The organism is Dokdonella immobilis, from assembly GCF_900115085.1.
Taxonomy (GTDB): Bacteria; Pseudomonadota; Gammaproteobacteria; order Xanthomonadales; family Rhodanobacteraceae; genus Dokdonella; species Dokdonella immobilis.
Window position 1 is genome coordinate 68,346 of sequence record NZ_FOVF01000007.1, and the last position, 25,087, is coordinate 93,432.

At 61.4% G+C, this 25,087-nt stretch carries 18 protein-coding genes and 1 tRNA gene; 11 read left to right on the forward strand and 8 right to left on the reverse strand.

Annotated elements, in window-relative coordinates; genetic code table 11:
* Positions 1 to 18: 18 nt before the first annotated feature.
* Together BM125_RS07450 and BM125_RS07455 are read left to right on the forward strand one after the other, a co-directional pair.
* On the forward strand, positions 19 to 2,472 hold the full coding sequence (locus BM125_RS07450) for a TonB-dependent receptor (RefSeq protein ID WP_175497954.1): 2,454 nt from the start codon (positions 19 to 21) through the stop codon (positions 2,470 to 2,472).
* Positions 2,473 to 2,729: 257 nt separating this feature from the next.
* Positions 2,730 to 3,179, forward strand: coding sequence for a very short patch repair endonuclease (locus BM125_RS07455; protein ID WP_092406514.1), 450 nt, complete (start codon positions 2,730 to 2,732; stop codon positions 3,177 to 3,179).
* Here BM125_RS07455 and BM125_RS07460 read toward each other — a convergent pair whose 3' ends face one another.
* Positions 3,180 to 4,715, reverse strand: coding sequence for a DNA cytosine methyltransferase (locus BM125_RS07460; protein WP_139224893.1), 1,536 nt, complete (start codon positions 4,713 to 4,715; stop codon positions 3,180 to 3,182).
* A gap of 205 nt (positions 4,716 to 4,920) precedes the next feature.
* Here BM125_RS07460 and BM125_RS07465 point away from each other — a divergent pair, with 205 nt between their 5' ends.
* From BM125_RS07465 to BM125_RS07480, 4 genes are read left to right on the forward strand one after another with little or no spacing between them, the layout of a single operon-like run.
* The gene (locus BM125_RS07465) at positions 4,921 to 6,423 is read left to right on the forward strand and encodes an ATP-binding protein (protein WP_092406518.1); all 1,503 of its coding nucleotides are present in this window, start codon (positions 4,921 to 4,923) and stop codon (positions 6,421 to 6,423) included.
* 11 nt (positions 6,424 to 6,434) lie between these two features.
* Complete coding sequence (locus tag BM125_RS07470) at positions 6,435 to 9,152, forward strand: Z1 domain-containing protein (protein ID WP_092406520.1); 2,718 nt, start codon at positions 6,435 to 6,437, stop codon at positions 9,150 to 9,152.
* Positions 9,145 to 10,110 (forward strand): PD-(D/E)XK motif protein, encoded by a 966-nt coding sequence (locus tag BM125_RS07475; protein ID WP_175497955.1) that lies wholly within the window; start codon positions 9,145 to 9,147, stop codon positions 10,108 to 10,110. The genes BM125_RS07470 and BM125_RS07475 overlap by 8 nt, the downstream gene beginning before the upstream one ends.
* An 8-nt stretch (positions 10,111 to 10,118) precedes the next feature.
* Entirely contained in the window at positions 10,119 to 12,170 is a 2,052-nt protein-coding gene (locus tag BM125_RS07480) for an AIPR family protein (protein WP_217647822.1), read from the forward strand.
* A gap of 51 nt (positions 12,171 to 12,221) precedes the next feature.
* Here BM125_RS07480 and BM125_RS07485 read toward each other — a convergent pair whose 3' ends face one another.
* From BM125_RS07485 to BM125_RS07495, 3 genes are all read right to left on the reverse strand, one after another.
* Complete coding sequence (locus BM125_RS07485; protein ID WP_092406526.1) at positions 12,222 to 13,343, reverse strand: response regulator; 1,122 nt, start codon at positions 13,341 to 13,343, stop codon at positions 12,222 to 12,224.
* A gap of 8 nt (positions 13,344 to 13,351) precedes the next feature.
* Positions 13,352 to 16,126 (reverse strand): sensor histidine kinase, encoded by a 2,775-nt coding sequence (locus BM125_RS07490; protein ID WP_092406528.1) that lies wholly within the window; start codon positions 16,124 to 16,126, stop codon positions 13,352 to 13,354.
* A 368-nt stretch (positions 16,127 to 16,494) separates the two neighbouring features.
* Positions 16,495 to 16,571, reverse strand: a tRNA-Pro gene (locus BM125_RS07495).
* Between the two features lie 154 nt (positions 16,572 to 16,725).
* Between BM125_RS07495 and hisS the strand changes: the two genes are divergently transcribed.
* From hisS to BM125_RS07510, 3 genes are read left to right on the forward strand one after another with little or no spacing between them, the layout of a single operon-like run.
* On the forward strand, positions 16,726 to 18,108 hold the full coding sequence (gene hisS / locus BM125_RS07500; protein ID WP_092406530.1) for a histidine--tRNA ligase: 1,383 nt from the start codon (positions 16,726 to 16,728) through the stop codon (positions 18,106 to 18,108).
* On the forward strand, positions 18,105 to 19,997 hold the full coding sequence (locus tag BM125_RS07505) for an HAL/PAL/TAL family ammonia-lyase (protein ID WP_092406532.1): 1,893 nt from the start codon (positions 18,105 to 18,107) through the stop codon (positions 19,995 to 19,997). Before hisS ends, BM125_RS07505 begins: the two co-directional genes overlap by 4 nt.
* Complete coding sequence (locus tag BM125_RS07510; protein WP_092406534.1) at positions 19,994 to 20,308, forward strand: non-heme iron oxygenase ferredoxin subunit; 315 nt, start codon at positions 19,994 to 19,996, stop codon at positions 20,306 to 20,308. The genes BM125_RS07505 and BM125_RS07510 overlap by 4 nt, the downstream gene beginning before the upstream one ends.
* A gap of 521 nt (positions 20,309 to 20,829) precedes the next feature.
* Here the strand turns inward: BM125_RS07510 and BM125_RS07515 are convergent.
* The 4 genes from BM125_RS07515 to BM125_RS07530 form a co-directional block, all read right to left on the reverse strand.
* A complete protein-coding gene (locus BM125_RS07515) occupies positions 20,830 to 21,423 on the reverse strand; it encodes a HutD/Ves family protein (RefSeq protein ID WP_092406536.1) in 594 nt (197 codons plus the stop codon).
* 7 nt (positions 21,424 to 21,430) lie between these two features.
* On the reverse strand, positions 21,431 to 21,955 hold the full coding sequence (locus BM125_RS07520) for a GNAT family N-acetyltransferase (RefSeq protein WP_092406538.1): 525 nt from the start codon (positions 21,953 to 21,955) through the stop codon (positions 21,431 to 21,433).
* A gap of 9 nt (positions 21,956 to 21,964) precedes the next feature.
* The gene (locus BM125_RS07525; protein WP_342741290.1) at positions 21,965 to 22,369 is read right to left on the reverse strand and encodes an SET domain-containing protein; all 405 of its coding nucleotides are present in this window, start codon (positions 22,367 to 22,369) and stop codon (positions 21,965 to 21,967) included.
* A gap of 189 nt (positions 22,370 to 22,558) precedes the next feature.
* Positions 22,559 to 22,870, reverse strand: a complete 312-nt coding sequence (locus tag BM125_RS07530) for a ComEA family DNA-binding protein (protein ID WP_092406542.1) — start codon at positions 22,868 to 22,870, stop codon at positions 22,559 to 22,561.
* A 225-nt stretch (positions 22,871 to 23,095) separates the two neighbouring features.
* On the opposite strand from BM125_RS07530, the gene BM125_RS07535 reads away from it, so the two are divergent.
* On the forward strand, positions 23,096 to 24,574 hold the full coding sequence (locus BM125_RS07535) for a M20 family metallopeptidase (RefSeq protein ID WP_092406544.1): 1,479 nt from the start codon (positions 23,096 to 23,098) through the stop codon (positions 24,572 to 24,574).
* Positions 24,537 to 25,043: a GNAT family N-acetyltransferase gene (locus BM125_RS07540; protein WP_092406546.1), complete on the forward strand. Its 507-nt coding sequence runs from the start codon at positions 24,537 to 24,539 to the stop codon at positions 25,041 to 25,043. Before BM125_RS07535 ends, BM125_RS07540 begins: the two co-directional genes overlap by 38 nt.
* Positions 25,044 to 25,087: the final 44 nt, after the last annotated feature.

The window sequence follows — 25,087 nt, forward strand, 5'->3', positions numbered from 1 at the left end:
AAAGACGAGGGAGTCCCGATGAACACCAAGAAACCCAGACGAAAATCCCGAGCCGGCGCGCTGCGCGTGGCCCGGCTGCCGCTGGTCGCGGCAATCCATTTTGCGGTCGCCTCGGCGGCCTATGCGCAGGGAGCCGCACCCCCGCAGTCCGACCAGGGTACACCCGGCACGTCGACCCTCGACCTGATCACGGTGACCTCGCAGAAGCGCACCGAAAACCTGCAGGACGTGCCGATCAGCATCCAGGTGCTCGGCAACGACAAGCTGCGCGAACTGAACGTTTCCGATTTCGAGGACTATGTGAAGTTCCTGCCCAGCGTGTCCTACCAGAGCTACGGTCCGGGCTTCTCGCAGATCTACATGCGCGGCGTCGCCAGCGGCGGCGACGGCAATCATTCCGGCTCGCTGCCGAGTGTCGGCGTCTACCTCGACGAGCAGCCGGTGACGACGATCCAGGGCCCGCTCGATATCCACATCTACGATGTCGCCCGCGTCGAAGTGCTGTCCGGTCCGCAAGGCACCCTGTACGGGGCCAGTTCGCAGGCCGGCACGATCCGCATCATCACCAACAAGCCGGATCCGAGCGGTTACGAATCGGGCTACAGCCTCGGCCTCGACAGCACCAGCCACGGTGGCATCGGCAACACCGAGGAAGCCTTCGTCAACATCCCGATTTCCGAACGCGCGGCGATCCGCCTGGTCGGCTGGCACGAGAAGGACGCAGGCTACATCGACAACGTCGCCGGCACCCGCACCTATCCCTCGTGGGACGACTTCACCGGCGGCAACGGCACGATCAGCAACGCCGCCATTGCCAAGGACGACTACAACGATGTCGACACCAAGGGCGCGCGCGCCGCGCTCGGCATCGATCTCAACGACAACTGGACCATCAATGCATCGCTGATCGGGCAGAAGTCCCGATCCAACGGCACGTTTGCCTACGATGGCGCCGTCGGCGAACTCGAACTGACCCACTACTATCCGGAGGGCTCGCAGGACAACTGGGCGCAGTCGGCCCTGACCGTTGAAGGCAAGATCGGCAACTTCGACCTGACCTATGCCTTCGCCCACCTGAACCGCAACGATGAAGTCCTTTCCGACTACACCGACTACTCGTTCTGGTACGACACGCTCTCTGCCTATGGCACCTACCTGTACGACAACGACGACAACCTGATCAATCCGTCGCAATACATCCAGGGCAAGGACCGCTACCGCAAGACCAGCCATGAACTGCGCCTCGCCTCGCCGCAGGAGGATCGCCTGCGTTTCGTGGCCGGCGTGTTCGTGCAGGACCAGAAGCACGACATCCAGCAGCGCTACAAGATCGACGGCCTCGCCGACGTGCTCAGCGTGCCTGGCTGGCCCGACACCCTGTGGTTGACCAAGCAACTACGCCAGGACCGCGACAAGGCCGTGTTCGGCGAACTTTCCTACGACTTCATCCCCGACGTGCTGACCGGCACGATCGGCGGACGCTATTTCCGCTCCAACAACAGCCTCGGCGGCTTCTTCGGATTCAGCGAGGGCTTTTTCCCGGGTGCCGACTACGGGGTCGCCGGCTGCCTCACGCAGACGACCTACAACGGCGCGCCGTGCCTCGTCTTCGACAAGACCGTCAAGGAAAACGACTCGCTCGGCAAGGTCAACCTGACCTGGAAGGTCACGCCGACCAAGATGCTCTACTTCACCCGGTCCGAAGGCTACCGTCCGGGCGGCATCAACCGCCGTGGCACGCTGCCACCCTACCTCTCGGACTTCCTGACCAACTACGAGATGGGCTGGAAAACGACCTGGCTCGACAACCACCTGTCGTTCAACGGTTCGGTGTTCCGCCAGGACTGGAAGGACTTCCAGTTCAGCATCCTCGGCGCCAACGGCCTGACCGAAATCAAGAACGCCAACCAGGCACGCATCAACGGCGCCGAGTTCGAACTGAACTGGGCGGCGACCTACAACCTGCAGATCACCGGTGGTGCCGCCTTCTACAACGCCAAGCTGACCGCGAACTATTGCGGGTTCACCGACGATGCCGGCAACCCGGTGACCGATTGCGAGGATCCCGAGGCGCCGAACGGCACGCGTCTGCCGGTCACGCCGAAGTTCAAGGGCAACCTGACCGCACGCTACAGCTTCGACATCGGCAGCATGCAGGCCTATGTCCAGGGCTCGGCCGTGCATGTCGGCGAGCGGACCTCGGATCTGCGCATCGTCGAGCGCGACATCCTCGGCAACCTGCCTTCGTATTCGCTGCTCGACCTCTCGGCGGGCATCGCGCGCGACAGCTGGTCGCTCGACCTGTTCATCGACAACGTCTTCGACAAGCGCGGCCAGATCTACCGCTTCGCCGAGTGCGCCGAGACCGTGTGTGGCGCCTCCGGAGTATCGGACCAGTACCCGAACGGCCAGATCTACACCCTGCCAACCCATCCGCGCATGGTCGGCGTGCGTTTCTCGCAGAAGTTCTGATCGCGCAACGCGATCGGGTAGAACGAAAGACCCCCGGCATCAGGCCGGGGTTCTTTCGTTCGGGGACCGACGCCGATCGCAGGTGCTGCTAAGCGACGAACGGCGCCCTGAAGCAACCACGATTTACGGCGTCTAGACACCAGCCCAGTGAGCTGGAACTCATTGGAGTTGGAGTTGACCCGCTTTCATGGACACATATGCTATCGAGGGAATAACGCATCGTGGCGCAGCTGACTCGAAGGCAACTAGAGCAAGACATGGCAGAAAAGATCGCCGCCGAAACTCGTTCCCGGATGATGTCCGGGATAAGAGGCAAGAACACGCGACCCGAGATGACCGTCCGCTCGTTCCTGCATCGGAACGGACTTCGCTTCCGACTGCACGCGCGCGGGCTACCTGGTAAGCCCGATGTGGTGTTGCCGCGCTGGAACGTTGTTGTGTTCGTGCACGGGTGCTTCTGGCACGGGCACATGGGTTGCCGCTACTTCAAGCTGCCTAAAACGCGGGAGGAATTTTGGAAGACCAAGATTGAAGCAAACTCGCAGAGGGGTGCTCTTGCTATTGATCAGCTAAGGGAAGCAGGTTGGAGAGCGGCGACAATCTGGGAGTGCGCACTGCGCACTGATCCTGCCCGAGCGTTGGAGGAGCTCATCCAGTTCATCCGGTCCGAGCGTCCCTTGCTCGAAGTGGTCTCCGGCAGGCAGTGATTATTTCAATGCCTGATGGATGGCACCCGCAATTTGATAGCCAAGCCACGGCGGAACCGCGTTGCCAACTTGCCGTCTTTTTGCGCCGATTGGGCCCTCGAAGATGTAGTTGTCAGGGAAGGTCTGGAGCCTCGCTGCTTCACGAACCGTTAGGCTGCGCACCTGTGTCGGATCGTAGTGAATGAAGTAGTGCCCGTCTTTGGCTAAATGGCTGGTAATCGTAGATGACTGGGCATCAGCCCGCTGCACCTTAAATCGATCCACGAAGCGATCAGGCCTGCCCCAGCTCTTGTGTGCAGGGTGCAAGGCTTCCGGAAAGTCTTTCGCGCCCTTGGGGGAGCGATCGTGAACATGAGCAAATGCTGCTGAAAACGCATAGCGCATCAAATCGCTTGTCATGTGATTGCGTGCTTGATGGTGGATCACACCATGCAGGCGAGGGTCGCGAATGAATGCGTCCAGATGTGCAGGTAGCCTCGGGATGTATTGCATCGGGATCCAATCATCGCCCGTTCCAAGTTCGCCTCCAAGATCTGCGATGGATGCAATCAATCTCAGATGTTTGGCGGTTTCCTCATCCATTCCTTTGGCCAGCTTTGCGCATTCCGCTAGAAGCTTCGGTGCGAATTTCTTCCAGGACGTTATTTCACCATCGGTTGATCCGCTACGGATACCGGGCAGTCCCCCGATCATGTCCTCGACGCTGGGCATCCATTGCGACTTGGCCAAGGGGCGGAGCTGCGCATTGGTGTCTTCCAGGATTCCCACGAGGATCACGCGATGACGGGTCTGGGGAAGTCCCAGATCCTCCGAGCGGACAATGAAGTCTCGCGGCAAGAGCGGACGGCCCGCGCGACCATCGGGCAGCATCAACGGCGTAATGCGGTAGCGGGGCCCATTCTTGCCGCCGGGGTGTTGCAGGGTTTCGAATATCTCCTCGAACAGATTGTGGCCTTCGATCTGCGAGGTCAGCATGCCCTTGACGTTTTCCAGCACAAATGCCGCAGGTCTGTGCCTCGAGAGGATCCTCAGGTAGTGCTGATAAAGGTAGTGGCGACTATCTTCCTTGGGGTCGTAGTTCTCGTTACCCCGGTTCCTCGCCCTGCCTACAAGCGAGAAGGCTTGGCAGGGGGGGCCACCCACGAGGACCCAAGGCATATCCTGTTTGCGCGCGTCGGCTGCGATGTCGCCGATGCGGGCATCGAGGGTTTTGTCATCATCCGGGTCGCCTAGCTTGAGTTGGCAGGCACGGTTGGCGGCTTTGAGCCAGGTGTCCTCTGTCGCTTCCGTCCAAGGCTGATCCCGACGGCCAGCGGCGTAGTCGTAGTAGCTCCGGGGTGTTTCGGTAGCCGAGAAACTCCGATAGAAGGCCCGGGTGCGCAGGGTCTGAACCGCATGAGCATCCATCTCGGCAGACAGTGAGACTGAAAAGGCGCCTCGACTACCCTGCCCACGGGCGTATGCCTCGAATCCGTCTCCCAAGCCTCCCGCACCGGCAAAGATATCTACAACGGGGATCGATTTTCCGCGCTTCAAGGGGAGGGGGGGGCTGGGCCAGGTACGCAACGATGCCAGGCGGCGCGGCTCCTTGTCAAAGGAAATCTCAGGATCTCAAGCGCTTGAACTTTGGAGGCCGAACGATTGTGGCTGCTGGGGTATGGTCGGTATGGGGAAGTGGGCCTGCCCGCTGGATGCGTCGCGGGTATGATCTAGACAGGCTACAGGAGGGCTTCAAGGGACAATGACCGAAGAAGACAGGAAACAGAAGGTTCTCCGGCCCAGCGCTGCCCGACTGCTCGAGTCGATGCGAGATATCGGCTATTCGTTCGAGAGCGCGATGGCCGATATTATCGACAACAGCATTTCCGCTCACGCATCTCGTATCGAGATTGCCAACGACGTGCATCCCGAGTCTGGCCCCTATCTGGCGGTCCTCGATGATGGTCAAGGGATGTCGCCGGAAGAACTAACTCAGGCCATGCAGCATGGCAGCCGCAGTCCTCGCGAGGTTCGTGAGGCCAACGACTTGGGAAGGTTTGGCCTTGGAATGAAAACGGCCTCCTTCTCGCAATGCCGGCAGCTGACAGTCGTGTCCAGGAAAGATGGCGAGCTGACGGCTCGCTGCTGGGATCTCGATCTAGTGGTTGAGAAGGATGAGTGGATTCTCAGGCTGTTGGATGAGGAAGAGATCGGCCAGCTGCCGCATGTAGACAGGATTGGTCCTTACGGGACATTGGTGCTATGGCAAAAGCTCGACCGACTTGATGCGCTGAGCGAGCACCAGGACGAGGTCTATGCGGCCTTCAATCAGATGTTCAGTGGTGCACGACCGCACTTGGCGATCACCTTCCACCGCTTCATCGCGCCGCCTCCCGGGGATCCGCCCCGAAAGGTTTCCATGCTCATCAATGGGGCTGAAATTGAAGCGGTCGATCCTTTCGCACAGTTGTCCGCCCCCAATTCGGATGCCCATGAGATCGAATCCCTGCGAACAGGCAGCGGCGACATCGTTGTTCAGGGCTTCACCCTGCCGCATCACCAGCGCCTGACCAATGCACAGCAGGTGGCAATGGAGCTGGGATCAAGCCTAATCGAAACACAAGGGCTCTACGTCTACCGGGCGCGCCGCCTCATCTCTTGGGGCTCATGGCTCGGCATGGCGCGCCGCGCCGAACTGACCAAACTGCTCCGCGTGCGGGTGGATGTGCCTACATCGCTCGACTCAGAGTGGGGTATCGATGTGCGCAAGTCGAGGATGCGTATTCCTTCCGCAGCCCGTGCGCGATTGCGTCCACTTGTTGAGCGTATGACGGAGTCAGCCCGACGCCCATATACCTATCGGGGAGCAAGGCAAGCGGCAGCCCCTGGCGTTCCCCTGTGGGAACGGATCAAGGATCGCGGAACTATCCGCTATCAGATCCGACGCGAACATCCCATAGTAGAAGCGTTGCAGCGCGCGGCTGGCACACGGAGCAATGTGGACGCCGTGCTTTTGGCCATCGAAGCAACACTGCCGCTTGAGTCGCTTTTCTCGGATGTGGCTGAGTCGCCCAAGGCCATCCGACAGCAGGAAATCGAGGCGGAAGAACTGCAGCGGCTTCTGGCGGCTTTCGTGGAAGCGATGGTGCCGGGAAAAGATACATTGCCTGTCACCATCGCAGAAGCGATTTTGGCCACACCGGTTTTCTCAACGCAACCCTCGGCACGCGCCCTTCTGGCAGGGCTTCGACGGATCGAAGGATAGGGTCAAATCATATGCACGAACAACTTCTCGGCTTCGCACGAACAGCAATGGCCCAACGCGTAGCGCAAACGCCCGCTGAAATTCTGGGCATCGTGCAGGAGATCGCTGCGCTGCCATTTCTGTCGCCTCGCCCTACGGCAGAGCACATCGATGCGGTTGCCAAGCAGATCGAGCGCGAATACGAGGTCATCCTCGGGCCGGCGCATACGATCCAGGCGAGCGGGCACAAACCGTGGCTGCGGGCGCGGGCGCACAAGATCGATTTCCGCTACTGGAGCCGCTACCGGGAATTCCTGATTGGCGGCGGAATGAGCGAACATGTTGTCAACGCCGTCAACGCCATAACTGACACAATCGTCGATCTGGCCGGCGACCCATCCACACCCGGCAAGTGGTCCCGTCGCGGGCTTGTCGTGGGGCATGTCCAAAGCGGCAAGACTGCCAACTATCTTGGTGTGATCAACAAGGCTGCCGACGCAGGCTACCGACTCGTCATTCTGATCGCGGGTGTCCACAACAACCTGCGCTCGCAGACACAGGAGCGGGTGGATTTTGGCTTTGTAGGCCGGGACAGTGATCAGATCCTCAGCCGGCAGGTCAATGTCGATCGGGTAGGTGTTGGCAACATCAATCCGACATTTACTGCAACTGCCTATACAAGCCGCGCGTATGACTTCGCCAGAACCAAGGCGGAAAGCTTGGGAAACCCGCTGCAGAACAGTTCTGAGCCCGTCATCCTTGTCATCAAGAAAAACCCGTCAATCCTGAAAAACCTGATTGACTGGATCCGGGGAACCAGTGCATCGCAGGGCGGCCTGACCCTGCCGATGCTGGTGATCGATGACGAGGCGGACAATGCATCGGTGGATACATCCAAGGACCAGAGTGCGCCGCGGACCATCAACCGCCTGATCCGTGAGCTTCTCAGCCTGTCCACTCGTAACGCCTACATTGGCTACACCGCAACGCCCTTTGCCAATATTTTCATCGATCCAGACTCCGAGAATGATGAGCAAGGCAAGGATCTTTTCCCGCGTGATTTCATCGTGGGACTGGATGCGCCATCCAATTACGTCGGTGCCAGGGAGTTCTTCCTGTCCGAGGACTCAGACACGCTTACGGTCGAGCTGGACCAGACTGAGGACTGGCTGCCGGTAAAGCACAAGATCGACTGGCAGATCGAGAGTCTGCATCCGACCCTTGTCGAGGCCATCGATTGTTTCGTTCTTTCCAAGGCGATCCGTGTCCTGCGGGGCCAAGGTGAGCGTCATCACTCAATGCTGGTCAATGTGTCGCGGTTCACCCGTGTGCAAGGTGATGTAGCGAAGGAAATCTCAAGGCACCTCATTGCGCTGCAATCAGCGGCCCAGAACCGTCATGCCATGTCGCCGGATGCGGCGCTTCGCGACCCGATCATGCGTTCACTCCACGAGACTTGGGAAAAGCACTACTCGGGTGGAGATGAGGGTTGGCCCGAAATCCAGAAGGAGCTGCATCGAGCTGCGGCGGGCATGCAGGTGGTGGAGATCAATGCATCGAAAAACTCTGGGAGGCTCGATTATCGGGCCCATGCCGAAACGGGCTTGAATGTCATTGCTGTTGGCGGAAATTCGCTCTCCCGCGGCTTCACCCTTGAAGGTTTGACGGTCAGCTACTTCCTTCGCAACACGCAGATGTATGACACGCTGCTGCAGATGGGCAGGTGGTTTGGCTATCGGGATGGCTTCAAGGACCTTTGCAGGCTGTTCGTCAGGTCGGAAGCGAGCGATTGGTATGGCTTCATCGCCGAGGCGACAGAGGAGCTCCGCGATGAAATCAGAAGGATGGAGCTGACAGGGCTGACACCCATGGACTTCGGCCTTGCAGTGAGAAGCCACCCGGGGACCCTGCTTGTTACCGCCCGCGAGAAGATGCGGAATACCGAAGACATCGTGCGGGAAGTCGGATTGTCCGGGAAGATGGTCGAGTCTTCGGCCTTGATCGCCTCGGACAAGGCTAGGATCCGCAATATCGAAGCGGTCAGTCAAGTGACGCAAAGGATGCTTGCCCATCAGCAGCCTGTTCCCGTTGATCCCCAAGTAACACTATCTAGTCATCTGTTCCGCGGCATAGGGACAGACGATGTCCTGGATTTCGTGTCCTCCTTTGGCGTGCACCCGGGCCAGCTCGAAATGCAGACTGCGCCCTTGATTGCCTACATCCGGGAGCGCCAACTGGCCAACTGGGACGTCGTGGTGGTGTCGAGTTCCCGCGCGAAGGCTTCTGAAGGCGATGTCCTAGATTGGCATGGGCTGGATATCGGCCTGCAGGATCGCATCGTCGAGCAGCGCAAGACTTCTCGGTTCGAGAATGCACTGCTGGTGTCCGGAACGAAGCGGCGCGTTGCCTCCAGGGGCGTTGAGCGAATTGGACTGTCGGACGAGGAGATGCAGAAGGTCAAGGAGATCCACGGCGACTCGAAGAAGAGCATTCCGGATCACCTCTATCGCGCACAGCGAACGCGGCCATTGCTGATGCTGCATCTTCTGCGCACGAAGACCAAGGAACATGCGGACGCCGATGAAGTGCGTGGCGAAATATATGCCGCCTATGGGCTGAGCTTTCCGAAACTTGGCTCCGGGGAGAGCGAGAAGTTGGTGCGATACACGGCCAACCTGATTGCCTATCGGGAGCTTTACGGTGCCGTGGATGAAGAGCAGGATGACGAACCGGAAAGTTCCGATGCATGAGGATCCCTGGAAGGGCCTGACGCCTTCGATCAACCAGATCAAAGGCCGACGCGTAGGCGGCGGGCATCCACTGGACGCCTTCTGGATCAAGGGGGCTGATGGCTCTCCGGGTCTGCTGCTTCGAGGGATTGATCCATTGCGGGTTCCTGACCAGCTCCCCCGACCGCGAGGCCTTGTCTTGGAGGTTGCGCTTGACGCTCCGCATGCGGAGGCAAGGATGTTCCTGCGTGAGCACGAGGACCGCGAGGTCTTCCTGACACTGTGCAGGGATGTCCTCTCCTACTCAGGTGGCAGTACAACCGCTGCCGATGCCACATCCAATTTGTTCAGGCGCCTTGCACACTGGCATTCACTGATGACGCGTGGGCGCAGTTCCGCAATGAGTGCCTACGAAATCCGCGGCCTGATCGGCGAGCTTTGTGTGCTGGAACGACTGGGTGTTTCGGCCGGGTTCGCAGCCGCACTGAGTGCTTGGGTTGCACCCGACGAGCATCCGCAGGACTTTGCATCCGAGGACAGGTTGATCGAGGTCAAGGCGCGCCTGTCAGGATCGCGCCAGGTCGTCCGCATCTCCTCGTTGGCCCAGCTCGAGCCTGCCCAGTTGCCCCTGACTCTGGTTATCGTGGAATTGGTGGCATCGGAAGGCGACGGTGCGGCGACGCTTAACCAGATATGCGCCCGCCTTCTTGACCATGCCCGCCTGCTCGGGCCGCAGATGGTAGACCAGATCGAGGCCGCACTTTTCAAGCGCGGCTACATGCAACTGGAAGCCTACGACTCAGACGCGTATCGCGTCGCCGGCATGAGTGCATTTGATTGCCGTGATGACTTCCCCAAACTGGTGCGCTCCGAGGTTGACGTGCGAATACCAGAGGCGAAATACATGGTGGATCTGTCGCTCGTCGGAGAGTTTGCGATTCCGGTCGAACTGGTGCTTGATGGGGAGGTAGGTCGCTGATGTCGCATATGGATGAGGAAACCACTTCCTACCGTCAGGCCCTCCTCAATGAGATTGGTGCCGAGTCTGCTGCGGGCATGGGCTATTCGAGCACGCGGTTTGTGGATCGTGCCTGCTCGGTGCTCGAGAGTGGCGAGGAGTTCACCGAGTTCAATGTATGCCGCATATCAGGGAAGGTCTCTCGGGGCTGGCCTGTCCTGCTGGATGCATATAGCTTCTCGCCAAGTGACGGGGTCCTCAACCTGATCGTCTCTGTCTTCTCCGGAGCGGAGGAGCCTGAGCCACTGCTCACTGAGGAGATCAAGCGCACAGTGGCCGCGGCATTCCGCTTCCTGGAAGGCAGCGTCCATGAGTCCTTGGCGGACTCATGGGACGAGAGTCATGATGCGCATGCCGTATGCAGCGAGGTCTTCTCGTTTGCCACCGGTGGGGAGATGACCAAGGCATGCATCTACCTAATCTCCGACAGGCCCCTTGGAGCATCTCTTGGCAATATCCCCGAAATGGCGCTTGGCACCCAGCGCGTCGATCTCCACCTCTGGGATATCGCGCGCCTTGCGCGCATGGAGGCTTCGTCGGGGGGGCGGGAGGACATCGTTATCGATTTCCAAGGAAAGTATCGCCAAGGTATTCCCGCGCTCCCGGCAGGATTGGATATTCAGACGCGCTACGAGTCGTATATGTGCGTGATGCCGGGCGCAATCCTGGCCAATCTTTATGACTCGTTTGGGGGGCGGATCCTTGAGCAGAACGTTCGCGCGTTCCTTGGCGATAACCGCAAGGTCAACAAGGGGATCCGCGACACACTCCGTAATGAACCGGAGATGTTCTTCGCGTTCAACAATGGCCTGACTGTTACTGTCTCCGATCTTGAAACACAGATCGGTGAAAGTGGACAGACCGAGATCACGAAGGCAACGGGTCTTCAGATCGTCAATGGTGGTCAAACCACGGCCTCCCTCTACTGGGCGAGTAAGGCAGGCGCCGATCTTTCCAAGGTCCGGGTGCAGATGAAGCTCTCGCGCCTGCCAGAGGACGGCTTCGAGGATGCCGTGCACAACATTGCGCGCTTCGCCAATGCCCAGAACGCCGTCTCGGCATCGGATCTATTCGCTGGTCATCCCTACTTCAAGCGGCTGGAAGGCATCTCCCGCGGTACGCTGGCGCCGCCGGCAAAGGCAGGAGAAGGCAACACCTACTGGTATTTCGAGCGCACCACGGGCAGCTACAAGGTTGAGCTCAGGCGGAAGAAGTCGCTCGAAGCCAAGCTGTGGCAAATGCTCAATCCCAAGAAGCAGATCCTCACGAAAACGGATGTGGCCCGCTACGCAGCCACATTTGAGGGCTTACCACACATCGTTAGTTCGGGCGCCCAGAAGAACATTGCCGCATTTGGGAAGAGCATCGTCCAGCAGTGGGGTATCGATCCGACCATATTCGATGGCCCCTACTTCCAGCGCGTAGTGAGCAGGGCCATCCTGACGCGCGCGGTGGATGCGGCCATTCCAGCCCAGAAGTGGTATCCAGGTTCGATCGTCCGGCCCCTGACTAGCTATACGCTTGCACTCATGAGTTCTAGGATGCGCGCGGCAGGCCTGCAGCCCGCTTACGACGTTATATGGAGAACGCAGCGTGTGCCAGATATCTTCATGCAGGAGGCGATGCGCGTCGCTGAGCTTGTCCTGCCGCTTCTGATGGATATTCCGGAAGCTCAAGTCCGCAATCGTCTGGTTACAGAATGGGTCAAGCGCGAGGCCTGCTGGGTGCGCGTGGAAGCAAGCTCGATCAAGTTGTCGTCAGAGTTCCTGGCCGCTGGCACGGTTGCTGGGGATCGGGTCAGTGGCAAACCGCTCCAATGGCGGGATCGTGCGCAATTGCTTTGGCGCGATGGGGCGTGGAAGCGGCTACACGCATGGGAACGCGAGGAGCAAAAGCTGACCCAAGGTGAGCGGGACATTGTCGAGTGGGCGGCGATTGCTTCGGAGTTCAGCCCAAAAGGCTTCCGTTTGGACAAGCTTGAGGAAGCGATGAGGCATGCGATTGATGAGGGCTTTGTTTAGTTGAAAGAGTCACGTGACAAGAAAAGGATTTATTGGCCCCAAACGCTCGCGTCATGCAGCTCCGTCATTAACTGGTGCGTGTGTGGCCGCTTGGCATAGATCAATCAGCAGCGTAGCGTCGATTTCTGGCTGGCCAATTCGTCCTAAATAGGCAGCATGTCTCTGCACAAGATTGGCAAGGAACTGTGGTGCCACAGTTGCTATCCGATGCTGCAATAGTTCGTTTACCTTGCTGCTGTCGACGACACGAAGCTCGCGAAAATCCACAAGCCATGGCCCTCGCGTCTCAAGCGGTGGCATGAAGTGCGTCGCAATAGCATGGCCTTGCGTCGCGTGCTTCCCGATATCGTCCTCGGCCCTCTCCTTGACCTTGGTGGGACCGCCTAGATTTCCCTGCCATCGAGCCCATGCATCGCACGGGGCACATACCGCAAACATGATCTTCGTTGGCAACTTGTTGTTTGCTAGGTTGCAGCGAGGCGTCAACACGATCAGCGTTTCCGCTTCGTGCGTCAGGATGTCGCCAGTCTCCAGCCGATCTTCATATAGCGCCGGAACGACATAGAACTCATCGGGATGGTGCGACGGTGCTTGTGATAGTGCTTCAGCGACGTGTGCCACGGTCTGGCGGGTGATAATTCCCTTGATCAGCTCACGATCCTCCCGCTTCGCCCAGCGTTTCTCCCACCGCGGCCAGATCGAACGGTTGAAGAGAAGTGACGTCTCCTGCGCCACCTTGCATCGCATCTGGTCCATTGCATCCATTAGGCCGGCCTGCTTCTCGAAATCTTCAAGGATGGCGGCGGTCGCTCCTCCCTCCTTGCGTGCGACCTTGATATTGGATGCTTTGATCTCCTCGCTGACCTCGCTTTCGTAGCCGCTATACACCCAAGCCGGAATGCCAAGGTCACGCAATACTCCGTGAAGCACATCATTGCCAACGGGTTCGCCGGTTCCTTGCTCATCGGGGCTAATTGGCAGACGCAGGTCCACCACAGCACAGTCGAAGCGTTGTCGCGACAGTTTCTGCAACGCCTCCCGTTTGTTCGTTGCAAATGACTGCCTGAACTCGAACGCCTTCTCACTACGCCGATTGAAATCTCGGATGTCCCGCTCCCATCCTTCGATGGTAAGCGGGTTGTCTTCGACGATCAGAATATGGCAGGTGTCCAAGTCGCCCCCTATTGGTCTGCAGTGGTAATCGTCAGTTTGAACCTGGTGCCTTCGTCTGACGGCATAAACACGAGATCGCCGCTGCTGCGGAACATGGCCTCCCGAGCGATGCTCAGGCCCAGTCCAGTTCCGTTGGTGCGTGTGGAGAAACCGACGTCGAACAGCTGGTCCTCGAACTCTTGTGAAACTCCAGGCCCGTTGTCTTCGACAGTGATCGTGCCCTTTCCCGGTTCATTTGCTGTGCCTGCAATCCGGATGCGTGGAGATGCGATCCGGCTGTGAGCAAGCCAGTGCAGCGCGTTGTCGACCAGGTTTGTGAGCGCTGTCGTGAGATCAGTCTCATATCCATGCGCCACGATAGCCCGCACCGCCGGATCAACATCGAACTCCACGCCCATATCCTCGATACGGGAGCGGAAGAAGAGCTGGATGTTGCTGATCACGCGGTCAACCGGATAATCCTGCGGCTTGCCGCGCTTCGCACCTGAAAGTGGACTCAACGCATTGAACAGGGAGCGAAGCGTAGCGGAACTTGCACGCAGTCCATTGAAGATCCTGGGAAGATCAGTGCGATCTTCTGCCGCCTGTATTGTGTCGTCGAAGAGCGTGGGCAACTGTTTCTGAAGGCGGACGCTTTCGTTCTCGATGAAGCTCAGAGGCGTATTTCCTTGGTGCATCACCTCGCCGACGATAAGACCAAGGGTCACTTGGGCTTCGAGCTTGGCCTGCCGTTCTTCCAATTCCTTGACGTGGTCCGAGAGGCGATCGGTTTCGCGCGCAATGACCTTTTCCGCCTCCTGCCGCTCGGGTGCGGGAATCTTCGACAAGAGCGCGTCAGCCCAGGCGTGCTGGGCGGTTTGCATCACCTCGCGAAAGTTCGTCTGCGGCCGTCGATCGATACCTGCCGACATCCTGAACTTACGGCGCCTAGGCTCGACCTGTTCGGCAAGCAGTGTTAGCAACAGGTTCTGAAGGCGGCGAAAGCTACCGTTTTCCTCAAGCCCTTCGCGGCTGCTGCGCTCGACGAGGTTGGAGCTCACTTCGTCATCGACACTGATGATGCCGGCCACTTGGTTGCGGCCAATCTTCAAGGACGGGTTCTGGACGCGTTTGGCGTCAAGCGTAAGCCAGTCGTTTTCCGCATCGCCGTAGGGCCTGATGCGGAAGCCGGCGCGGTAGATGGCAATTCCGGCAATCTTGTCTAGGATCTTTCTTGCCTCCCGAATGCCGAGATGCCCAAATCCCGCCTTCTGGGCTGTGCTGCGGATTGTCTCGGCCTCCCGATCGAAGATGCTCAGTCGAACGACCACTATTCCACAGGGATCCTCACCTTCGGCAAGAGGGACGCAGAGGGAGATCGGGATCGGATCCGCGCCGGCCCGCTGGATCGACATGGTCCCCTCGAAGACGCCGCTCTCGTCGAAGATGCCATCGACGAGGTAGTCGCTTGCATCCAGCACCGGGAACGGCCTGACCTTCCACGGGTCCTGTTTTGCACCGTCAATCAGGTCATTGCTCACACCGAGCATGGCAAAGCCATCAAAGCCACTGTTCTCGATCGTGCAGTTCGAAAGATCAAGATGGATATCGAACCCGTCTTCCTCCGAGTTGATGGGGCTTACAAGACGGCGCAACTCATCGTGGAGCCTGTTGATGGATGTTTCAGTCCAGTCGTCCCGAAGGTGCGTGATGTGAAGCTGCGTGCCCGGCGACTCATTGGTCCGTTCGGTCCGATAGGCGAACGACACCGTATCCAGGTACCTGGCTTCCTCGAACTGCTCCCAGTCCAAGTCATCTATAGTCGTGCGCTCAAGGACTGTGGTGGAATCTTTGCTGATGCTCGCTGTCGAGACCAGCCGTAGGTGCGAGCCAAGACGCGCCGCTGCAAATCGGCCAATCCCCTTCGAGCCAAGCAGTTTCCGGCCACCCGGACTGGTCGATCGAGTGCGCTTATCACTAGTAGCTGGTTCCATCCACTTATCGCGAATGTCCGAGAAAGCCATACCGTGCCCATCGTCTGAGAAGACTATTTCGCCAGCACCTGCCTTCAACCGCGGGACGAGTGTGATGCGCACGGAACGCGCGTCGGCGTCGTAGCTATTCTTTACGAGCTCGATTACTGCTGCTTCGGGACCGCTGATTAGCCGGTCGCCAATGGTCCGGATGATCCGAGCGCGCGGCCTAAAAGTCAGGCGCGGACTGGGCCATCCATCTGGTCTCCCATCGGGCCATAGGGTGCCAAGATCCGCAGGAATTACTGGGGATGCGTCGTACCAAGCGTTGTGCGCTGCAAGTTCATGAGCACGGCCCAATTCTACGAAAATTGCGTCTTCAGTGGCCGGTTCGGTATTGACGCTCCAATTGACTGCCTCTCGTAGGGTCGGAGCACGCGCATCCAACACGATCTCGGGAAAGGCGCACTGCAGGGCGATCAATGCCAACGCTAGGGCGGAACACCCCCGACGACAGAACGGTTCGATACGCTCATCGAGTGATAGATCGGCATGTGTGTTGTTCGCAGCTTGAGCATATCCGCCTAGAGCCAATGCAAGTGCTTGGATATCGTAGTGATCGAAATAATCGCCCTCGATCTCGAACGTATCGCTAACGTCTCCATCCCCACCTCGGACGGCCGCTTGCTCGGCAAGTGCGACCGCGTTTCGAACAGCAAGGCGGGATCCTGCGGGCTCATGCACATCATCTGCATAAGCATCAGCGAAGCGCTTTGCGATGCGCGAAACCAATGCCACGCTAGCCCAGCGGGGCAGGGGTAGATCAAGCATCTCGCAAAGGCTTGGCGACCGATTGTCCGACCCATCAATCACGATCAATCTCTATGGCCAATTAGCAGGGGAGACATCGAGCTTATGGACTAAAGTGCCAATAGCATGGCAGGCCAGATAATGGCACATCGGCCTACTACCGGTCTCATGGACACCGTCTCTTTTCCGTCCTGTTTCGGGAGATTGCTCGGCCGTTGGTGAGAGATCCTGCAGAGGAGGCTCGGAGTGTACTCATCCGCTTGCGACCGACTGAGCCTTCGCGTCCCAAGGGTCATGGATAGGGTCAGTGGGGAGGGGATTTTGCAGTAAGTATGCAGGACAACAAAAAACCGCCGTGAGGCGGCTTTTGCTTAAATCTTTGATTTGATTGGTCGGGGAGACAGGATTCGAACCTACGACCTCTACGTCCCGAACGTAGCGCTCTACCAGACTGAGCTACACCCCGATACCGGCCCGCGATCCGGCGGGGCGCGAATGATAGCCGTGGCGTCCTGCCAGCGCAACGCCTGATTCAGAACCGCCAAGCGCTTCTGCTAACCTATGCGGCCCGATTTCAAGCGTCCATGGGCCTCACCATGGGCGTGATCCTGAGGAATTCAATGGCCCTGATCCCAGCCCGCACCATGCCCGGCGTGCTCGAGCTGCTGCCGCTCGACCAGATTGCCTTCCAGGGCATGCTCGACACGGTACGCAGCAATTTCGAGCGTTTCGGCTTCCTGCCGATCGAGACTCCGGTGATGGAATTCGCCGACGTGCTGCTGACCAAGTCGGGCGGCGAAACCGAGCGCCAGGTCTATTTCGTGCAATCGACCGGTGCGCTGGAGCAGGGCGACAAGCCCGACCTGGCCCTGCGTTTCGACCTGACCGTGCCGCTGGCCCGCTACGTGGCCGAGCACGAGCACGACCTGAGCTTCCCGTTCCGGCGCTACCAGATCCAGCGTGTCTACCGCGGCGAACGCGCCCAGCGCGGGCGCTTCCGCGAGTTCTACCAGTGCGACATCGATGTGATCGGCAAGGACGCGCTGTCGGTGCGCTACGACGCCGAAATCCCGGCGACGATCTACGGCGTGTTCCGCGATCTGGCGATCGGACCATTCACGATCCACCTCAACAACCGCCGCCTCATGCGCGGCTGGTTCGAGGGCCTCGGTATCGCCGACGGCGAACGCCAGATGGCCGTACTGCGTGAGGTCGACAAGCTCGACAAGCGCGGGCCGGATTACGTGCGCGATACGCTGACCGGACCGGACTTCGGTCTCTCGGCCGACGCGGTCGGGCGCATCCTCGACTTCGTCCAGGTACGCTCGACTTCGCTGGCCGACGCGCTCGGAAAGCTCGAGGCACTCGGCTCGGGCAGCGAGACCTTCGAGCAGGGCCGTCGCGAGCTGCGCGAGGTGCTGACCCTGATCGCCGCTTTCGGCGTGCCCGAATCGCATTTCGCGCTGAACCTGTCGATCGCGCGCGGCCTCGACTACTACACCGGCACGGTCTATGAGACCACGCTCAATGAACATCCGCAGATCGGTTCGATCTGCTCGGGCGGACGTTACGAAAACCTCGCCGGCAACTACACCAAATCGAACCTGCCCGGCGTCGGCATCTCGATCGGCGCGACCCGGCTCTACTGGCAGTTGCGCGAAGCCGGGCTGATCGGCACCGCGACGAGCACGGTGCAGGCCCTCGTGACGCAGATGGACGACACGCAATTGCCGGCCTACCTGGCCCTGGCCACCGAGCTGCGCCAGGCCGGCATCAACACCGAGGTGGTGATGGAGCCGTCCAAGCTCGGCAAGCAGTTCAAGTACGCCGACCGTGCCGGCATCCGTTTCGTGCTCGTCCTTGGCGAAAATGAAATCGCCAACGGCACGGTCACGGTCAAGGACCTGCGCCGCGAGGACCAGTTCGAGGTCGCCCGCGGCGAACTGGTCAGGACCCTGCGCGTGGAACTCGAACAGATCGCCGCGATGGGAGTGCGCCCATGAGGATCGAGCTCGATGGTTCCTCGCTGACCCGGGCCGACGTGGTCCGGATCGCGCGCGGCGGGACCGGCATTGCGCTGGCGCCGGCGGCGCTGGAACGGGTGCAGCGCGCGGCCGACTTCCTTGCCGAAAAGGTCAGCTGCGGCGAGCCGGTGTACGGGGTGACGACCGGCTTCGGCAGCAATGCCGACAAGTTGCTCGGCGCCCATCGCGCCCGCGATGAACTGCCGGGCGGCAACCCCGAGCAACGTGATGGCACTCTGCTCGAGGAACTCCAGCACAACCTGCTGATCACCCATGCGGTCTGCGTCGGCGCGCCGCTGGCTGCCGAGGTCGTGCGAGCGATCCTGGCCATTCGCATCAACACGCTGTTGCGCGGACACTCGGGCATCCGCGTATCGACGCTGCAGGCACTGGCTGCCCTGCTCAATCGCAACGTGGTGCCGGTGATCCCGGCCAAGGGTTCGGTCGGCGCCAGCGGTGACCTCGCCCCGCTCTCGCACCTGGCCATCGTCCTCCTCGGCGGCGGTGAAGCCTTCGTCGATGGCGATCGCGTGAGCGGCGCCGAAGCGCTGAAGCGCGCCGGCATCGAGCCGGTCCGGCTGTCGTTCAAGGAAGGACTCGCCCTCAACAACGGCACCACGCAGATGCTGGCCACGGCGGTGCTGGCACTGTCGCGCCTCGAGGACCTGATGGCCACGGCCGACCTGGCCGCGGCGATGACGCTCGACGCCTTTGCCGGCCGCAGCGGCGCGCTGCGCCCCGAAGTGCACGCGCTGCGTCCGCATCCGGGCCAGGTCGAGACCGCGGAGCGGCTGCGCGCGCTGCTCGAGGGATCGAACCTGGTCGACATTCCCTATCACCTGGTGCCGCGCTTCCGTACCTGGACCGCCGAGTCGTGGAGCGATCCGGCCGAACAGCAGCGCCGCTTCGATATCGGCTGGGACTACGTGCCGCCTTCGCAACGGCATGGTCGTGAGGCGTTCTACCAGCGCTTCCTGCCATTCAAGGGCGGCAAGAAGCACCAGCCGCAGGATGCCTATTGCCTGCGCTGCATGCCGCAGGTGCATGGCGCGGTCCGCGATGCCTGGGCCCAGGCCTGCCGCATCATCGACATCGAACTGAATTCGGTCACCGACAATCCGCTCGTGTTTGCGGACGCCGAAAATCCGCGCTTCATCGAGGACCAGGTCATCTCGGCCGGTCATTTCCATGGCATGCCACTGGCCCTGGCCATGAGCTACGTCAAGGCGGCCATCCCGGTGCTCGCGTCGATCTCCGAGCGGCGCCTGAACAAGCTGGTCGACCCGGCCAACAACGACGGCCTGCCGGCCTTCCTGATCGGCAACGAGGATGCGACCGATTCGGGCTTCATGATCGTCCAGTACACCGCGGCGGCGCTGGTCAACGACCTTGCCACGCGCGCGCATCCGGCCTCGGTCTATTCGATTCCGACCAGCGCGAATGCCGAGGACCACGTCTCGATGGGCACCAACGAGGCCCGCCACGTGCTCGACATGACCGAGGACCTCGGCCATGTGCTGGCGCTGGAGCTGTACACCGCGGCGCAGGCGCTCGAATACCGCCAGGACATGCTCAATGCCGCGCGCAGCCTGGCCGCCCGTGGCGACTGGGCCGCGCTCGCCGACAAGGTCGGCAATGCGCCGCGCGAGGGCCATCCGAGCCGCGCCGCGTTCGAGGACGAGATCCGCCAGCTCATGCAGGCGTTGATCGAAACCGCCGAGTTCCATGCCGGATCGGCGGTGCGCAAGGCGCATGCGCGAATCCGCGAATCGATCGACTTCATGCAGCGCGACCGTGCCATGGACGGCGATGTCCGCCGCATCTGCGAACTCGTCGCCAGCAACGCCCTGCTCGGGGATCTGCCGTGAGCGACTGGGTGCGCATCTGCCACATGGCCGAACTGTTGCCCGGCGAATGCCAGACCGGCTGGGACGGGGATACCCCGATCGCAGTCTTCAACGTGGCTGGCGAGCTCTATGCGATCGAGGACATCTGCACGCATGACGGCAGCGAACTGACCGGCGGGCCGATCGAGGGATACGAAGTCGAATGCCCGCGCCATGGCGCGCGTTTCGACGTGCGGACCGGCGCCGCCCTGTGTCCGCCGGCCTATGAGCCGACTGCGAAGTTTCCGGTCAAGGTCGAAGACGGCTGGGTGTATTCGCGCGACGACCGCTGATCTGACGCACAAGCTCCAGCAGGTTCGCACATCGGCCGCCATCAATACCTGCGGTGACCAACGCTTGCCCCTCGCAGGAAGCCTTCAGGCTCGCTGCCTTTCATCATGTTGCGGAAAGTATCGCGGCTGAAGCAACAACGAAGCGGTAACGCATCGAAAGCCATCGAAGCCCGCGCCACGCATCGCATGCCCATTGTAGGAGCGCGTTCACGCGCGATGCTCTTTGCCACCTTGCAGAGAAGCATCGCGGCTGAAGCCGCTGCTACGACGAAGCGGCAACGCGTCGAAAGTCATGGAAGCCCGCGCTTTGCATTCGTGGCTTTCGTAGGAGCGCGTTCACGCGCGATGCCCTTCGCCACCTTGCAGAGAAGCATCGCGCCTGAAGCCGCTCCTACGACGAAACGGCAACGCGTCGAAAGCCATCGAAACCCGCGCCACGCATCGCATGCCCATTGTAGGAAGAGCCTTCAGGCTCGATGTCCTTCGCCACGTCACGGTAAAGGCATCACACCTGAATCGACCTACGAGGGCTTGCGGAACTGGACCAGCACCAGTTCGCCTCCACCTTCGATGACGACGCGTTCGCGCCCGTCCGCGCCCGCCTCGACGATGAGGGTTTCGGAGGTTTCGGCGGCCACGGTTTCCTTTCCGCTGCGCGCGGTGGCCTGACCGGCAAACACATGGATGAGCCAGGTCGCGCCGGCCTCGGCGAACACCAGCATCGTTCCATTGAGCGGTCGGGCGTGGACCTCGGCCGCGACCTCGCCGCGCCGTGCCATGACGTTGAAATCGCGCGTCGGACCGGCCAGCAGGCGACAGCCGACCGTATCCTCGCCGGCGAAATGCGCGTGCTGGAAGCGCTGGTCCAGGCGCAGTGGCGGGGCATCGTTGATGTCGAGTTCGATGCCCTTGCCGGCGAGCAGCAACAGGTCGCGCTCGATGCCGGGAAACGCCGAGAACGGGCCATCGTCTTCGATGTCGGCGATGCTGACCCGCCAGCGGAATCCCTGTGCGGGATCCGCCATCGGCTCGCTGGCGATCTCGGTGGTCCAGCCGCCGTCGTTCTTCCAGCGCGTGCGCAGGTAGTCGCGGGGATTCAGTACGCGCAGCGCCATTGGGCGGTCAGTTCGGGCTGTCGGGACGGTGGTAGGTATAGACCAGGGTGGCGCTGCCGAGGAAGTCGATCGTGGTCGACTGGCGGCCGCCGAGGCGACGCGCGACGCGCTCCGATTCGGTGTTCTCGGCGCGGATCAGGCTGATCGCGCGTTCGGCGCCGAGACGATTAAACGCGTAGGCCAACGCGGCACGTCCCGCTTCGGTGGCGTAGCCGTGATGGCGATGTTCGGGGCGCAGCATCCAGCCCAGTTCGAGATCGGGCCAGCCCTCCGGGTTGTGCAGGCCGACGCGGCCGATGAATTCCCCGGATTCCTTCAGCTCAACCGCCCACATGCCGTAGCCGCGCAGTGCCCAGTGACCGATCAGCATGGCCATCGAGCGCCACGCGTTCATGCGGTCCAGCGGTTGGCCATCGCCGACGAAGCGCGTGCTCGAGGCGTCGGCGAGCATGGCCGAATAGAGTTCGAAATGGCGCTCCGACAGCGCGGTCAGGCGCAGCCGTTCGGTGATCAGAACCGGAATTTCAAGCATGGCGGCAAATCAACCAAGGAGCCCGAGCAACGCCTGCGAGGACGCTCTGAGACTCTCCTTCCAGGTGAATCCGACGATCGGTCTTCCGCTTTCCGCATCGTGGAAGTCTTCCGCCTGCCCAGGGGCGAGCAGGTGGCGGTAATCGACAGTGATCTCGGTGCCGGCGGCAAGCCGCGTCGCGGCGAAGATGAAGCCGAGATGCCACAAGCCGGTCGGTGCGAAGGAATGATTCACATAGCATTCGTCGGGCCAGTCGAGCGTGACGGTGTAACGGTCCTCGAACCAGCGCACCGTCGCCGGCAGCAGTTGCCCGGCATTCGGCTGGGCGAGGATCTCCTCGAAGGTCCAGGTGCGCGGGATGGCGTCGGGGGCGACCAGGATGTCGCCTGGGTCGACGGCCTCATCGAGGATCACGCCGTTGCCGGCGCCCGCGATGCTCGACGGGCTGATGTGATAACGGGGAAGAATCATGTTCGCACCAACGGGGGATGCGAAGTTTAGCATGGCGAATCGGCGCGGCCCGAGGCGGGCCGGGGCAGGTCAGTCGTGGAACAGGGGACTGATGCGAGTCCCCGGCGCGATCGCCGGGGACTCGGGCGCAGCTCAGCCGGCGCTGGCCGTCTTGGCGGTGCGGGCCTTGGCCTTGGCGCCACCAACCACGATGTTGTCGCGGTTGCGCTCGACCAGCTTGTCGCCGATGCCCTTGACCTGGGCCAGCTCGCTCGCATTCGCGAACGGGCCGTGTTCGGCGCGGTAGGCGACGATCGCCTCGGCCTTGCTCATGCCGACCCCGGTCAGCCCCTCGGCCAAGGTCTTGGCGTCGGCGCTGTTGATGTCGACCGGACCGGCGGCGAAGGCCGGCAGGGCGAGGGCAAGGGAGAGAACGAGGCTTGCGAGTACGGTCTTCAGGTTCATGATGTGACTCCTTGTGTTGGACGGGACCGGGTCCTTGTGTCCCCGGTGAGCACAGTCTTCCTGAACGCGGACGAAGACGGCATGGCAAACCGTTGCGGCGGTGCGTAGGCCGATTCCGGCGCCGCGTGTACTACATTTCCTACACGCATTCGGGTCGCAATCGCCAGACCGGTTAGAATTGGCGATCCGCTGCCGCCAGTGCAGCGAGCGATTCTGGAGAACACGATGGATTCAAACGCAATCAGCGGCTTCGTCGACAAGATCTGGGACGACCAGATCGTGCCGCGGCTGGTCGACTACATTCGCATCCCGAACAAGTCGCCGATGTTCGATGCCGACTGGGCCACGCACGGTTACATGGACCAGGCCGTCGCCCTGATGGAAAACTGGGCACGCGCGCAGCCGATTCCGGGCATGCAGCTCGAGGTGGTGCGCCTGGAAGGGCGCACGCCGCTGATATTCATCGATATCCCGGGCCAGGGCGATGACTGCGTGCTGCTCTACGGACACCTCGACAAGCAGCCGGAGATGACCGGCTGGTCGGAACACCTCGGGCCGTGGAAGCCGGTCATCGAAGGCGACCGGCTGTACGGGCGCGGCGGCGCCGACGACGGTTACGCGATCTTCGGTTCTTTGGCAGCGATCATGGCCCTGCAGGCGCAGAACATTCCGCACTCGCGCTGCGTGGTCATGATCGAGGCCTGCGAGGAGTCGGGCAGCTACGACCTGCCGTACTACGTCGACCATCTCGCCGAACGCATCGGCAAGCCTTCGCTGATCGTCTGTCTCGATTCCGGCTGCGGAAACTACGACCAGATGTGGCTCACCACCTCCCTGCGCGGCATGACCGGCGGCAACCTGACCGTGAAGGTGCTCGACGAGGGCGTGCATTCCGGTGATGCCTCCGGCGTGGTGCCCTCGAGTTTCCGCGTCCTGCGCCAGGTCCTCTCGCGCCTAGAGGACGAGAACACGGGGGAAATCCTGCCGCGCGAGTTGCATGCGGAGATCCCGGCTCAGCGCGTCGAGCAGGCCAGGGTCAGTGCCGAAGTGCTGGGCGAGGACGTCTATTCGAAGTTTCCGTTGCTCGATGGCATGCGTCCGGTCAGCGACGACCTTGCCGAGCTGGTCCTGAACCGGACCTGGCGACCGGCCCTGGCGATCACCGGCATCGGCGGCATCCCCTCGCTCGATTCGGCCGGCAACGTATTGAGGCCGTTCACCGCGGTCAAGCTCAGCCTGCGCCTGCCGCCCACGTCGAATGCGGTCAAGAGCGGTGAGTTCGTCAAGCGGCTGCTCGAGAGCGATCCGCCGTATGGCGCGACAGTCACCTTCAACCTCGAAAAGGCCGGCAGCGGCTGGAACGCACCGACCCTCGCGCCGTGGCTCGAGCAATCGGTCGACGAGGCCTCGCGGACCTTCTTCGGGCCGCCACCGGCCTATATGGGCGAGGGCGGCTCGATCCCGTTCATGGGCATGCTCGGCGAGAAGTTTCCCGGTGCGCAGTTCCTCATCACCGGCGTGCTCGGCCCGCACTCCAACGCGCACGGCCCGAACGAGTTCCTGCACATCCCGACCGGCAAGCGCGTCACCGCCTGCGTGGCCAAGGTCGTTGCCGACCACCATGTCGCCAGCGGCAAGGGACTGACCGAAGGCGTCGCCGCCACCGATGCGCATACGCATCGCGGCGAAGACGGCTGCTGCTGAGGACCTGCCCGTGCCGGATGCGGCTGCCGGACGCGGCGAAGTGACGATACGCACGGCGCGCGAAACCGATGCCGCGCAGATTGCCGAGCTGGCGACCCAGCTCGGCTACCCGGCGACCGAACCCGACATGCGCGACCGCCTGCGTCGCATCCACACGCGCACCGAAGGTTCGGTGATCGTCGCGGAACTGGGCGACGGCCAGGTCTGCGGCTGGATCATGGTGGTGTCGGTGACTTCGCTGACTTCGGCGGCGCGCGCCGAAGTGGCCGGACTGGTCGTCGACCGTCTCATGCGCGGCATGGGCATCGGTTCGCTGTTGCTGCAGGCGGCGGTGAATTGGGCGCGCATCCAGGGCTATGCCGAAATCCGCGTGCACAGCAATACCGTTCGCGAGCGCGCCCATCAGTTCTACGAGCGGGAAGGGTTCAGCCGGATCAAGACCCAGGTCCTGTTCGGCAAGAAGACCTGAGCGGACGCGGTATCCAGGCGTCTGGTCCGCGCATCGGCGCAGCC